Origin of the sequence: Vibrio sp. L3-7, assembly GCF_963898195.1 — a bacterium.
Lineage (GTDB): Bacteria > Pseudomonadota > Gammaproteobacteria > Enterobacterales > Vibrionaceae > Vibrio > Vibrio echinoideorum.
This window is the reverse complement of sequence record NZ_CAWQUW010000023.1, coordinates 349532-363168: the sequence shown is the minus strand read 5'-3', so window position 1 is coordinate 363168 and position 13637 is coordinate 349532. Positions and strand designations below refer to the sequence as shown.

8 protein-coding genes are annotated in these 13637 nt (G+C 43.3%); 3 read left to right on the top strand and 5 right to left on the bottom strand.

Annotated features, from left to right (window positions below; all coding sequences use genetic code 11):
• On the bottom strand, nt 1–517 hold a 517-nt coding region (locus tag AACW75_RS16580), incomplete at its 3' end, for an IS91 family transposase (protein ID WP_237297483.1).
• Nucleotides 518–722: 205 nt separating this feature from the next.
• On the opposite strand from AACW75_RS16580, the gene AACW75_RS16575 reads away from it, so the two are divergent.
• Nucleotides 723–1667: an acyltransferase gene (locus AACW75_RS16575; protein WP_145568880.1), complete on the top strand. Its 945-nt coding sequence runs from the start codon at nt 723–725 to the stop codon at nt 1665–1667.
• Nucleotides 1668–1820: 153 nt separating this feature from the next.
• Here the strand turns inward: AACW75_RS16575 and AACW75_RS16570 are convergent, their stop codons facing one another.
• From AACW75_RS16570 to glgX, 3 genes are all read right to left on the bottom strand, one after another.
• Nucleotides 1821–2543 carry a tRNA (adenine(22)-N(1))-methyltransferase gene (locus AACW75_RS16570; protein ID WP_145568882.1) on the bottom strand — a complete coding sequence of 241 codons (723 nt, stop codon included), beginning with the start codon at nt 2541–2543 and terminating at the stop codon, nt 1821–1823.
• A gap of 142 nt (nt 2544–2685) precedes the next feature.
• Entirely contained in the window at nt 2686–4428 is a 1743-nt protein-coding gene (locus tag AACW75_RS16565) for a sensor domain-containing diguanylate cyclase (protein ID WP_145568884.1), read from the bottom strand.
• A gap of 230 nt (nt 4429–4658) precedes the next feature.
• Entirely contained in the window at nt 4659–6632 is a 1974-nt protein-coding gene (gene glgX / locus AACW75_RS16560) for a glycogen debranching protein GlgX (protein WP_145568885.1), read from the bottom strand.
• 422 nt (nt 6633–7054) lie between these two features.
• On the opposite strand from glgX, the gene lamB reads away from it, so the two are divergent.
• Nucleotides 7055–8350, top strand: a complete 1296-nt coding sequence (gene lamB / locus AACW75_RS16555; RefSeq protein ID WP_145568887.1) for a maltoporin LamB — start codon at nt 7055–7057, stop codon at nt 8348–8350.
• A gap of 165 nt (nt 8351–8515) precedes the next feature.
• Nucleotides 8516–9346, top strand: coding sequence for a MalM family protein (locus AACW75_RS16550; RefSeq protein WP_145568889.1), 831 nt, complete (start codon nt 8516–8518; stop codon nt 9344–9346).
• Between the two features lie 634 nt (nt 9347–9980).
• On the opposite strand, the gene pulA is transcribed toward AACW75_RS16550, so the two are convergent.
• Nucleotides 9981–13628 carry a pullulanase-type alpha-1,6-glucosidase gene (gene pulA / locus AACW75_RS16545; protein WP_237297486.1) on the bottom strand — a complete coding sequence of 1216 codons (3648 nt, stop codon included), beginning with the start codon at nt 13626–13628 and terminating at the stop codon, nt 9981–9983.
• Nucleotides 13629–13637: the final 9 nt, after the last annotated feature.

The following is a 13637-nucleotide window of genomic DNA, read 5'->3' as shown; positions in this document are numbered from 1 at the left end:
TCTTACATAAACCACCACGTGTGACAGACAAATGGATGTGCACATTCCAATTCAGCTTTCTGCCGTAGGTATGAAGTGCACAGAACACGCCAATATCGATATCGAGTTGCTTTGCCCATCCTAAGAATATTTTGGCTGCACAGCTAAAGAGATGATTGAGAAGAAAGCGATTATCCCGAAAGATTGGCCACAGCGTGTGAGGAAGCGTCAACGTTACGTGTTGATACTCACACTCAGGAAAGACATGTTGTTGCTTTCGTATCCACCGCTCTGTGGCTTTTATGCCACAACTGCTGCAAAAGCGAGATTCACATGTCTGGTGAATGTATTTGTGATGGGTGCAATCAGCATGACTGCATCGATACTCTTTAGAGCCAAAAGCAGCCGTACTGCAAGCGAGCATTTTAGTGACGTTTTCAATGACGACTTGTCGGAGAGTTTTCCCATGTTTATTGAGGAAGTTCAGCCAATTATCGTTGGAATTGAAGAGCTGTTTGATGGGCTTATTTGGATGCATGACCTATAGGATAAACGATTCATGCAAAGCGTCCTAGTAGGTTGAGTCTCTTTGTTTTCGGCCGTAGGCCGCTCAGGCGACACCGTCGCCGGTTCATCAATCTCAATGAGTGGTTTGACCCATTGAACAATGCCACTAATAACTGAAGAGAATAATTTACAGATGAGTATAATGGCGGCTTTCGATCTCAATATAGCCGTGTTTTATGCTTGATAATCTTCGTATGGCCTTGAATGTGTTGTTCGTGACCATTAATACTGCAATGACTGCGTTTACCGTAAGCTTCTTTGGCCTCATCAAACTGATTCTTCCAATCTCTGTTGTGCAGAAGTCATGTACTCGTCTCGCTAACTTCACATTTTGGTGTTGGGCTTCGCTCAATCTTTGGATGCTGAATGTTAATAATGATATCGAATGGCAAGTCGAAGGAGGGGAGGACATCTCGACCAAGCAGTGGTACTTGATGATGTCTAACCACCTGAGCTGGGCGGATATTGTGATTTTGTCGTCAGTCTTGAAAGACAAGATGCCAATGACCAAGTTTTTCCTCAAGCATGAATTGCTGTACGTTCCTTTTGTCGGCCTGGCATGTTGGGGCTTGGATATGCCTTTCATGAGACGTCACTCACGTGAGTTTTTGATTCGTAACCCTGAGCGTCGCAATGATGACTTTGATGCAATCAACAAAGCGTGTACTAAATTCAAACTAGCACCGACAACACTGGTGAATTTTGTCGAAGGAACGCGTGCAAACCTCGACAAACTGGCGACAGCGAAAACACCATATCGACACCTACTGAAGCCGAAAACTGGCGGTGTGGCGTTTGCCTTATCGGCAATGGGCCCAATCTTGGATGGTATCGTGGATGTCACTTTGGCTTACCCTGAAAACAAAAGCTCTCCGTTTGAAGACATGCTAAAAGGTAAAATGAAGAAGGTGGTCGTGCGTATTAAATTGCATCCGATGGACGAAAATGTCAACGGTAACTACTTTGAAGACAAAGCGTTTAAGCGTCGTTTCCACAGTTGGCTGAATAACACCTGGAAAGAGAAAGACGACTATCTTGATACGGTATATGGGGTTGATACGCTCTATGAGGTTGAAACGATTGATAATCCTGATGCGGTTCATAAAACACAAGAGCGGTAACATCAAACCAAATCGATAGCATCAAAAAAGCCGTTAGTTCAATGAACTAGCGGCTTTTTTATTGAATATTCTTTGTGATTTTAAATCGTGAAGTTAGTGCTCACTATAATCTGGTCGCTTTACAGGCAAAGTTAGATGAAGAATCATTGAGTGCTAAATTGCTTGGTAAGCATCAATGATGTGCTTTACTTCGCTAGCCTTACCTTGCTTCTCTTGTCCTTGATGAATGCGCAAGTAGTGCTGCAATGTTTTAGCTTTGTATTGCAGTGATACTTGCTTTTGTTGTTCACCGCTAGGAGTCCAGATCTTATCGCCAACATTTGAAACCTCAGTCAGTAACGAGTTTGTTTCGTTTCCATGTCGATTGTTTCTAACCAATAGAATCTCGTAGTAACGACGGTTCTCTTCAATCAACACTTCATTGATAAGGCCAAATTTGAGTGATTTTAAATGGCTTCTCAGTTCGAACTGTTGATGTACTGGGCACAGTAAGAAATCGATCGCTTTGTCTGGATGTTGACGATGAATATCATCGACTAACTTTTGAGTTAGGTCGCCTCCTACACCCGCAATAATAACGAGATGTCGGCCCGCGTGCTTATCCAGTGGGATGGCTGCGACATCTAAGCAATAGACTTTCCACTGACTCTGCTCATGTTGCTCAACGTTGTTATCTTGAGGAAAGTAACGGGTTAGCTTGCGTTCAAGTTCGTTCATCAACGAAGGGACAATATCGACAAAGTGAATCTGAGGTGCTTTGTGATCCGACAACAGTTGAACACCCAAGAAGCCATGATCACAGCAACAATCCCAAATGTGTTGGTAATCATTGCTGACAAGAGAATGGAGTGTTTGCAGTCGGTTACTTAGCTTCATAAAGTTGGTGTCGTTATAAATGGGATGTTTTTGTGGTGAAGGCGCATTGTAATGACTTTCTATAAAAACAAAAGCACCTAGAAATTAACCCCTAGGTGCTTGAGAATTCGTTGCTTAAGAAAAGGCGTGACTCAAAGGCTATTTAAGATGCTTTCGCGACTGCTCTTATATGACCTTCCACTCTATTCCTTCCGAGCTGTTGGGCGATAAGTTTGGCCTGTTCCGCCAGAGCTAACGCTGAATCTCTTTCGCCTTCTAATTGTGAGAACCCGACACTGACACTTAACGATAGCGTGATGTTTGGCGTAATAATCGTCTTCTCTGCAATCCTCACTCGACATTGATCCAACTGGAATTTGGCATCCTTAGCATCATTCGCTTTGAATAAGATTGCGAACTCTTTCCCACCAATTCGAGCAAGACACAGACCTTTCGGTTTAGGGAAGTGGGAACGTATGGTTTCTGCGGTGAGTTTTATCATCTTATCGCCAATCGCTTCACCGTAGGCGCGGTTTACGTGGTCAAAGTTATCGATATCAAGCAAAGCAACATAGGTCTCTGGTTCACTTGCGTAGTTTTCCAGAGCGATATTGAAACAGCTTTTGTTATCTAGCTGCGTCATCAGGTCTTTGCTGCTCAATTGGCGATGAAGCAGCAAGTTAGATAAAGAGACTTCGGTGTAATCTCTGATCATGCGCAGAATGCTCTGGCTGATCGGCAAACTCGCATTCACATAGAGAATCGCAATTAACTGTTTGCGAGAGTGCAATGGTATGCAGTAATGACGTTGATGGATTTTTAGTTTGCATGCCAACGGATCGGCGTATTTCCCGTTTCGATAAACCATGGTATCGGGTGGAAAGCGCTCCGCAAGGGCTTTATCACAATGTACCGTTGATTTGTTCCCGTGATAATCAATGGTACTAAACGAATGGCTTTCTGGTTGATAGAGGCAAAACTGAATGCCTTTATGATACGTAAAGCTATCCAATATTGATTTTAACTCTCGCTTAAAGCTGGCGAGGTCATCGACTTTATTTAGTCGTGATAACAACACGTTTAAGCGGTAAGCCAGATAGTTTGCCCCAATCCACAATAGAAGCAATGAGCCCAGCACCACGCCCGTTAACGTGAATTGATGTGAACTGGTTAATATATCGTGGCGATCAGTCCCAGCGATGAAAACCCAGTTTAAACTGTTGTCAGCGTCGAAAACCGATATCTTAAAGTTATCTTGATAATAGTATTCGTGCAGGCCGCCAGTTTCACCTTCTGAGAGTTGCTTGCTGATACCTGCATGATAACTAATGGATTTGGAGCCAATACGTTTTGGGTCAGGGTGGAAGACCAACCTTTCAGTTGCTCGATCGACAACAAAAACGTAACCATTGTTGAGTGTTTTAAGATCTCTTAGGCCTTGCGTGGTATGCAATAGGTCAAACTCAATCCATATTTCTTCATTCAATCTTTCTGCTGTGTGTTTAACCGCAAACACCCAACGCCCATCAGGTTTTTGATAAACGGAAGATATGTAGAAATCCTCAACGACGTTGTCTATTGAGTGCCACTGTATTGAGGCGATTTGTTCGTTCGAAAGGGGAAGGCCTCGGGTGGAAATATAGTTATGAGATTGAGGCTGGTATCGGATGATATCAGAGAATTTCGGTGTTCTTTTTAGGATGTTATCGCTGAGTTCACGAAATTTTTTGTCATCAAAACTGGAATTCTTGGGTGAGCCCAAGCTGGTCTCTAGGAAGTAAAGCTTGCCGAACACGGCTTCGATGTTTGAACGAATTGTTGAGCTAGCAATTCGAATATTTGATGATGATTGGTGGGTTGCTGTTGTTTCTACTTTCTCTAATTGGGCTACTGCTAGATAGAGCATTCCTCCGGTTAATAAGAGTATGTATGGTTTGAAAAGCCGAATAAGTATTTTAGGTAAAGCCATGATATCCAAGACGTTATAGATTCATTTTTATAGTACGGCAATACTAAACAGTTTCATCCATCACATCAATGCAAATGAATCCATATAAAAGAATGATTTCTGTGATATTCAGCTAACAAAAAAGCCAGCTATAAATATAACTGGCTCTTATTGATTTTGGTGTTTTATTAGGCTGACTTAGCCTTTTCTGGCGCATAATGCAAAATTGCCATTGAAGTCGGCGATAACAACATCTCCCCTTCAGCATGACCTGGTTTTACATTTCGCAGGTTGGTATCACAGATAGTTACCCAGTTTTGGTCACGATCAGTCGGTAATGAGAAGCGAGCTGGCGCGTTGGTTTGGTTTATCAGGTAAATCAATTCATCACCATCTTTACCAATACCCAAGTGCAGCGCAACAGAGCTTAAACGGTTCCAATCATCATGTTCCATGAGTGTGCCATCGACACGGCTCCAGAAGATGCGATTAGAGTTGCGCTTTTCTCCACTGAACGCCTTAATAAAAGGCACCATGTATTGCTGACGTGCGGAGATCATTTCAGACAACCAAGTCTTGAAATAAGTCTTACGCTCTGAATCTTCCCAGTTAATCCAGCTGGTTACACCGTCTTGACAGTAGGCGTTGTTGTTACCCTTTTGAGTATGAGACAAAACATCGGCTGTCAGAATATGTGGGATACCAAACGCAAACAGCAGGCTTGCCATAAAGTTACGCTTCTGCTTTTCACGAGTAGCAACGACTAGCAGGTTTTCGGTTTCTCCCTCAACACCGTAGTTATCTGAGCGATTATCACCGTGCCCATCTCGGTTGTTTTCGCCATTCTCTTCATTGTGCTTATTCTTGTAAGACACAAGATCTTGCATGGTGAAGCCATCATGGTAAGTAATGTAGTTCACGGTAAGTTTGTATGGCCAGTGAGCTGCACTGTAGATATCGCGAGAGCCCATCAAACGAGTCGCAAACTCTTTTAGATAGCCTTGATCACCGCGCCAGAAGCTACGTGTGATATCGCGTAGTTTGTCATTACATTCATTCCAACCCAGTGGGAAGTTACCCACCTGGTAACCGTTAGGGCCTATATCCCACGGTTCTGCAATTAACTTGGTCTCTTTGAGCACTGGATCTTGAGCAACGGCTTTGAAGAATGCAGCCTCAGGGTTGTAATTGTCACCTTCGCGCCCCAATGTTGCAGCCAAATCAAAACGAAAGCCGTCGACTTGGAATTCACTTACCCAGTAACGGAGCGTATCCATGACTAAGTTCAAGGCTGGTTGGTGTGTTAAGTCGACAGTATTGCCACAACCTGTGAAGTTGGCGTAATGACAACCATGTTTAATATAGTAACGGCTATCGAGTGCTTTTAGGTTGAAGGTTGTACCGCCTTCACCGCCTTCTGCTGTGTGGTTATAAACGACGTCTAGAATGACCTCTATGCCATTGCGGTGCAGTTCACGAATCGCAGTTTTGAGCTCGGTAACGGCATCTTTTTCTGCATAGCGTGGATCAGGTACCATGAACAAGTATGGGTTGTAACCCCAGTAGTTCACTTTACCCATGTCTAGTAGGTGTGGTTCATGCATACACGCAGCAATGGGCAACAGTTGAAGAGAGTTGATGTTTTGCTGTTTGTAGAAAGTAAGCATTTCAGGGCTAACTAATCCCAAATAACGACCTTTAGTGTTGGTCGCGATTTCTGGATGAAGTTGAGATAGGCCTTTTACATGGGTTTCAAAAAGAACAGTATCTTCACGGCCAATGCGCGGCTTTTCTAAATCTTGCCAATCGAAGGTGTCATCCACAACAACACATTTCGCCATCGCAAAGCTTTTTTCATTGGTATAAGGCGTGACGTAATCAAGCGGTTCGCTGATTGCTTTGGCATATGGATCTGAAAGTAGAATAGAGCCATCATCCGTTTCCGTGATGAAACCGTATTTTTGCCCCGCTTTAATACCTTCTATGAACACATATCTGATATCTGCGTATTCATCTTCTAACGTATAGGTGGTGAATTCATCGTTCTCATCAAAAAGAGCGAGAGATAAGGATTTACAGTCAGGAGAATAAATAGAGAAGTTACAGCCAGTGTTACCTAGCGTTGCGCCTAGCGGATAAGGGCGAGCGAGCGTTCTAGTCATTGCTTGATTTCTTGTTCGTTTATCGACATCAGTGAACTATAAGTAAAAAGCTTTGTCACAGTAAGGTCAAGCAACTTCACAGAATAATTACGGTAAAAAAAATAATTCATCGATGAAGTTCAAATTATATATTTGAACTAGATCTCACTTATGCTGAATAATTAGATCTGAGTGCTGCCTACTCCTCCTAGATTAAGTGACCTACCTCTTTAAAACACCGTTCTGTATATTTTCTACTCCCCTCTCGTCCCCCTTAATTAAGTTTAGGGTGGAGGAAGTCAAACTTGTCATCCCCTCTTAATATTGACCCCGTTGAAACGAATCAGGGGAAACCCTAAACCTCTCTATCTTACGACTACCATTACTGCCTTTGGTTGCCGCAAGAGAGCAAAAATATAAAAACCTAAAATAAATCGTCCTTAATGGAGTTAAGAATGAAAAAAGTAAGTTTGATTGCTGCTGCAGTGGCAACTACATTAGCTGCTGGCTCTGCGTTCGCTGTAGATTTTAATGGCTACATGCGTGCTGGTACTGGTATCAGTGCAAGTGGTTCTGGTGACGTATCTGTTAATAAAAACGGTATTGGTCGTCTAGGTAACGAAAATGACAACTACTCTGAGTTTGGTTTTGCTGAAGAGCTAAAAACAGGTGAGCAAACTTGGCGTATTGAATCGATGATTGCATCTGGTGCTCCAGGTGAAAATGGTTGGGAAGATGCTGACTTCAACGTTGCACAATTTGCTGTTAAAGCGAAAGGTCTGATTACTTCTGATAAAGAAGCGACTATTTGGGCTGGTAAAACATACTACCAACGTAAAGACATCCACATTACTGACTTCTACTTCTTGAACACTTCTGGTACTGGTGGCGGTGTTGAGAACCTATCAATTGGCGACCAGAAACTATCTGTTGCATTGATTCAAGATAATGGTTCTCAAACATCTGATACGGACAAGTACGGTTGGGTTGCAGGTACGAATCCAGGTGACGCTCCTACATGGGGTGTAGTTGGTAAAGAATCTGAAGATGTAACTGGCTACATTGCTGATGTTCGTTTAGCTAACATTGGCCTTTGGTCTGACGCTTCTCTAGAAGTTGCGATGGCGTACAACTTCGCTACTTCAACTGATGGTCAATCAGTTAAAGGTGATGACGGTCTACTAGTTACAGGTATTATCCACCAAGGTATGGATAATGGCTTTAACCAAACTGTATTACAGTACGGTACAAACGGCTACGGTGTTCAAGCTGCTAACTTCTGGGGTGCTGGCGCATACTACGACCGTTCAGGCGACCAAAATGATGCAACGGGTTACCGCTTGATCAACTGGGGTGTTATGAACCTAGGCGAATCATGGGAAATGGGTCACCAACTTGCTTACCTAGCTGGTTCTGAAATTGGTGCTTCTAAGCAAGACATCGATCAGTACTCTGTAGTGGCTCGTCCAATGTACAAGTGGAACGACACAATGCGTACAGTATTTGAAGCTGGTTACAACGCTGGTGAGAAAATCAACAGCGCTGGTACTGGTGTAGAAGACTTTGGTAACGCTAAATTCACAGTAGCTCAAGCTTGGGCTATGGGTGACAGCTTCTGGGCTCGTCCTGAAATCCGTGTTTACGGTTCTTACATCCTAGATACTGAAAATGACAACGCATTTGGTACAAATGAAGATACTGAATACGTAGCTGGTATCCAAGTAGAAGCTTGGTGGTAAACACCTAGCTTAACAAATCCTAAACTGTCCTAATTCATAGCCGGCTCGCGTCGGCTATTTTTTTAAGGAATGTACAAATAAATTGATCGTTCCCTAGGTGAATAGTTCTCTTTGTGGTAATTAAAGTTAGTAAATTTCTTAAAAAAATAACAAAAAGGAAGGGTTATGTATTTTAAAGCTCTAATGTTGAGCGGCTGTGTTGCGTTGGCCGGTTGTCAATCTGCACAAGTAGTCGAGCAAGTGCAAGTGGCGCAGGCTGAACAAGTAAATTCTATTGCTGGACTTCAGTTTGCAGCAATGAAATTACCGAGTTCTGTAATTTTTGATGTTACGCCAGAAAGCCAGTACCTGAACTACCAATCGATTAATAGCCCTGTGGTTGCAGTTGAGCTTCCAGCGAATCGCGGCGAGTATTCATTAACAATTTCTAGTTTGATTGGAGATACAGCATTTGTCCCACGTGCAGTAATCTACGACAAAAACGGTAAAGAGTTAGAAAGCTACGGCCAAAGCGACTTTGAATATAAGAAGCCTAGAATGCACTTGGGCAATAGACTTGTTGCTGAAAAAGAGTTCTTCCCACCACGTACAGAAGATTCGGTTTTCTTAGTGGTTTACACTGACCAGCAAGAGATTGGTGGTTTTACAGATGTGATCCATCCTGCTCGTTTAGATGCTGAAGGTCGTGGTAACTATTTACCAGAAGTGAAAGATATTCCAATTCCAAACGGTAATGTCGGTAAAATAGAAGTGACTATCGATAGAGCGAGCTTCTTCTCGTTTGGTTCATCAAGCAGTGAGTCTAACGCTAAACCAGCCGCTGCGACTAAGATCGATACGATTCAACCAGAGACGCAAACTTACTACCATAATGCAATTCAAACAGCAGTAAGTGAAGACAATATTCCTAAAGCTTTGAGCTTATTAGATGAAGCAAAAGCATTAGGTATTGAAGGTGCGCAAGAAGTTTTTGTAAAAGCCGTCAATAAAAAGTAATCAAACGGTTGTAAAAACTGAATGATATGAAAAGAAGGGCTCCCAGTTGGGGCCTTTTTTATTGCTTGTGATAAATAGAAGTGAAATGTTTATATTCAATCAATACCTAATTATGAAATAACCACTGACCTATGCATAATTATAGATAGCCAATGTAAGTGGAAGATATCGGCTATTTATAGCTTTGATTAACTAGGTGTTTAATAAAAACACTCTCACCTCTTTTACTCTTCTCGAAAAACTTAATACTGCATGCGAATTCTATACTAGTAGCCACTCCATTTACTGACCCTAAATTGGATTTATGATATTTACCCTCGATTAAACTAACAGTTCACACGAAGTCGTCATCCTTTCTACTAAGAACTAAGAACTAAGAACTAAGAACTAAGAACTAAGAACTAAGAACTAAGAACTAAGAACTAAGAACTAAGAACTAAGAACTAATACAGTTTGTACATCGTTTTAGTGAAGAGCATTAATCGATGGGAGGCAAAGGTAATGGTGTGGTGCATTTGGGTTGGAGTTTATTGAGCACAAAAAAAGGGAGACTGACGTCTCCCAAAGGCTAGCTTGCGCTGGTTTTATTATCTGTTTATTAGAATCATAAGGTTTAAGGTTTAAGGTTTAAGGCTTAATTCTTGGTTACTGAAACTACGGCTTTCTCCACATTGTCATCCAACTCATGAATCGCATTCAGAGTGAATGTATAGCTGCCAGCTTCAGTTACGCTCAATTGGCAGTTACCATCAGTACCAAGATTGATAGAGCCATCGGCAAGTTCAACTGAATTACAACCAAGGTCAAGCTGTTCCCAAGTCGCGCCGCTAAACTTGAAGCCATACTCTTTTACTTCCAAAGTCTTTGTAACAGAGTAAACACCGTTGCTAATAAAGCTCATTGCCCAATCATCAACAGGTGTCCAGCCATTCATTTCGCCTCGAACATACACAGTCGTTTGGCCGTATGGTGGGATGCTAGATACATCCTTGTCTGAGTTATCAACTGGCAAACCTGCACCTTGCGCACCGTCTTGAGCTTGTACAAATACAGCGGTGGTTAATGCCGGTACTGTGAAGGTTTCAGCGGCGAAGGTTGCGCCTTTTACAATGTCATCTTCAGAATTTTGTTGAACGGTGTGGAGTGCAAAGCCGGTTGCTCCTGTGATTTTGAACGATTGAGATTTATTGGTTGAGTTTACAACAGCAACAATCGCATCGTTGGCAGGATCTAGGTTAGCACCGGCTGAAACACCATCATCGATAGACATCACGATCAGTCCTTCGACTTGATCTTCGCCAACATTACGGAAGTCGACACGCTTCATGACTTCTTCTGCAGTGTCTAAGCGGAACAGTTCACTTGAGCTACGGATTTTTAATAACTCGAGGAATTGCTGTTTAGTCAGCTCAATATCGTCTGCGTCTGGTTTAGCCGTACTGTCAGCAATGATAGTTTTGATCAGATCCCAGTTGGCACCATCTTTGTCTTCACGTGGTAGGCCAACATTCCAGTTGTTGCCCGTACCATCGAACATTACGCGGTTGTACCAGTCGCCAGAGTCGTAAGAGTCGCGCTGCATAGACTTAGAACGCAATAGTTCAGAACCCATATGGATGAATGGTATACCTTGGCCTAACATCACGGTAGATAGCGATACAGACTGCATACGAGCGCGCTCTGCAGAGCTAGTCCCAGTGGCGATCTTATAAGCGTTGTTATCCCAAAGCGTTTGGTTATCGTGTTTGGAAACGTAAGAGATGTTCTCTGAAGGCATCTTGGTGTAGCCAGCGGGCGCACCGTTGTAGTCAACGTTTTTACCCAGTTTGGTATCACCGTTGTAATCCAACAATACGTATTCTGCTAGGTTACCTGCCATGCCTAAGCGGACAAGATCTTGGTTGTGCAAACGGCCGTTTACTGAGTCTTGATCATCTTTGGTTTCTTCATTGGCAATCGCGGCGTTACCAAAGCCTTGATTGAATCGAAGTGAGTGGTTGCCTTCTGAATCGACGCCGCCATCAAATGGGCTACCGCCGCGTACTGCATCACGTAAACGGTCTGAGAAGGTACCGATTTCTGTGCCTGCCATATTGATTTGGTTAGCTTGGTCGAAGCGTGCGTTGTTTGCTACTTCGCCAAAGTCCCAACCCTCACCGTAGAACAGTGTGTTTTCGTCGATTTTACGTACTTCCGCAAGAGCTTCTACCATTACGTCTTTCGGCTGGTGGCCCATTAAGTCAAAACGGAAACCATCCACTTTATAGTCGTCAGCCCATACCTTAAGTGAATCGACCATTAATTTACCCATCATTAGGTTTTCAGTCGCAGTGTTGTCACAACAGGTCGAGTTTTCGACGCCACCCGTGTTCACGTTGAGGCGGTGATAATACCCAGGGACAATCTTATCTAGAACCGACTTATCGTTCACACCAGACGCATTGGTATGGTTGTATACCACGTCCATGATCAGCTTAAGATCCATGTCGTGTGTCGCTTTCACCATTTGACGGAACTCTAGAATACGCTTCGATCCATTAGGGTCTGTCGCGTAACTTCCCTCTGGAACCGTATAGTGGAATGGGTCGTAGCCCCAGTTGAAGCTATCAAGCATACGTAAGTCATTCATTAATGCTTGGGCGTCACCCGTTGAAGGGTCATAACCGTCTAATACAGCTTCAATGGTTTTGTTTTCATCTTCGTTTCCACACAAAGCGGCGGCTGGTTTTACATCACACAGTTTGCCAACGGTGTCGGTAATATCGACACGGCTCGCTTCATCTTCATCAACGGTCGCGATGTCAAATGCAGGTAAGATATGCAGCGTAGTTAAGCCCGCATCTTTTAAAGCTTGCAGGTGTTTTACCGACTCACGATCTGTTTCTGTGAGAGCTAGGTACTTGCCGTTTAGGCTCTTTGTGCCTAGCTTATCGCTGAAGCTAAAGTCACGAAGGTGTGATTCGTAGAGTACGTGGTCTTCGTCTTTCTTTATCGTTGGTCGTTTATATCCAACCCATCCTTCAGGCATTAATGCTGAATCATCAAGATCGATGACTTGAGAGTATACAGAGTTTTTCGACAAGCTCAGAGAATAAGGGTCTGTCACAAGACGGGTTTCGATATTGCCTGTGGTTGGGTGGTAAACCTTCACTTGGTAACGATAGTAACTGTTGACTGCATTAGACACAGCGCCAGTTGCCCAAATACCGGTTTCAGTGCTTTCCGTCATTGGAATGACTTGCGAGCTTTGAAGATCTTCGCTGTATAGGACGAGTTCAACATCTTGCGCTGTTGGTGCCCAAAGCTTAAAGGTAGCCGCACTGCCTTCAACAATCGCACCTAGTTCTTCACTCATCGCATTACCAGCATCTTCACTAGCAAATACCGCATCAAGCACACCAGGTTTTTGAACCTCAGTTGAAGAGATAACATCGCCATTGGCATTGTAGGCAACAAGAATTATCTGAGATTTTAAAATAGTGCGAAGTGTGCTGCCGTCAACATCGATTGATAAAGCTGGTAGGCTTGATAGATGACGGAAACGTTCTTTCAATTCAGAAGATAGCTCCCCGTCTTTACTTAGTTCAATTGCAGTTCCGCCGACAATTTCTTTGTCTTCGTTCATGGTGATGCTGTTATCTAATGCATAGAAGAGTTTTACAGAATCGGCATTACTAGCCGCTTCCCAGCCGATGGTGGTTGCATCTAACCAATGTGCTTTTTGGCCATCAATATTGACTGGTCTTTCTGAGATTGGGTCGTAGTACAACTCGCTGCTGCCATGGAAACCGAATACACCTTGTGAGTCGCCAAGCTTAGTCAGTTCGACTTTCGAATTCGCACTACCGAATGCTTTTTCATCGTCATTGTGCAGGATGAAGTTCATACACTTGTAAGGGTCAGAGGCATCAGGGTCGACTTTTAAAACGTAATAAGCGCCATAGGTATCACTGATACCATTAAATTCGTAAGGTGCATCCCAGCTGGTACCACTTTCGCTAAGACCCATCGCGATTAAGTCGGTGCTGGTACAGCCTTCGCCGTTCCAAAGGTGTAGCCCCCAGCCATCGTAAGTCGAACCAGAAGTGCTTGCAGCCGCAACATCGCGTTTGTAGTAAACAACGACTTCGTTTTCGCCTGCTTTATATAAACCACTGTCACTACCGTTTGAATCTGAGTCGCTGTTATTGTCACTACCGCAGCCTACAATTAATGTTGCTGTGATCAGAGGTAAAATAGCTTTGGCTAAAGTAGAACGTTTGAAGTTTCTCTTATTTGCAATATTAAGGGT

Bases quoted from the DNA above. Each gene is read 5' to 3' on its own strand.
- AACW75_RS16575 (WP_145568880.1), top strand. From the start codon at position 723: ATGCTTGATAATCTTCGTATGGCCTTGAATGTGTTGTTCGTGACCATT.
- glgX (WP_145568885.1), bottom strand. From the start codon at position 6,632: ATGACTAGAACGCTCGCTCGCCCTTATCCGCTAGGCGCAACGCTAGGT.
- AACW75_RS16550 (WP_145568889.1), top strand. From the start codon at position 8,516: ATGTATTTTAAAGCTCTAATGTTGAGCGGCTGTGTTGCGTTGGCCGGT.
- lamB (WP_145568887.1), top strand. From the start codon at position 7,055: ATGGAGTTAAGAATGAAAAAAGTAAGTTTGATTGCTGCTGCAGTGGCA.
- AACW75_RS16570 (WP_145568882.1), bottom strand. From the start codon at position 2,543: ATGAAGCTAAGTAACCGACTGCAAACACTCCATTCTCTTGTCAGCAAT.
- AACW75_RS16565 (WP_145568884.1), bottom strand. From the start codon at position 4,428: ATGCTCTATCTAGCAGTAGCCCAATTAGAGAAAGTAGAAACAACAGCA.